Below are 477 nucleotides of genomic sequence, written 5' to 3' on the forward strand. Positions count from 1 at the left end.
GTAGGGAGCCAATCTCTACTTTAAAAAGAATTATCCGATGCCCGGGTGGTGGAATTGGTAGACACAAGGGATTTAAAATCCCTCGCTCATAGAGTGTGACGGTTCAAGTCCGTCTCCGGGTACCATCTTTATGCTGTGCTTTCTGTTCAGTAATTTAAATAGTAGTAATTAAACCTGTATCAATCATGTATGTAATTAATTTACATTACATTTATAATGCATATATTTATATACAATAAACATAGTTAAAATGTTGTGATTTAGCTGTCAACAAAAGATGTAGCGTCTCGTTAACTGTTTAAATTTAGTGTGTAGATAAGATAAAGAATTTAATTAGTTAAATCTCTTAGTAAATTAAGAGTTAGTAGGGAGCCAATCTCTACTTTAAAAAGAATTATCCGATGCCCGGGTGGTGGAATTGGTAGACACAAGGGATTTAAAATCCCTCGCTCATAGAGTGTGACGGTTCAAGTCCGT

1 tRNA gene is annotated in these 477 nt (G+C 35.2%); it reads left to right on the forward strand.

The annotated features are described in order from the left end of the window. The first annotated feature begins 39 nt into the window (after window positions 1–39). Window positions 40–125, forward strand: a tRNA-Leu gene (locus H4J70_RS20245). Window positions 126–477 lie beyond the last annotated feature (352 nt).

The sequence above is a fragment of the Colwellia sp. BRX8-9 genome (assembly GCF_014077245.1).
In the GTDB taxonomy this organism is placed as follows: Bacteria; Pseudomonadota; Gammaproteobacteria; order Enterobacterales; family Alteromonadaceae; genus Colwellia_A.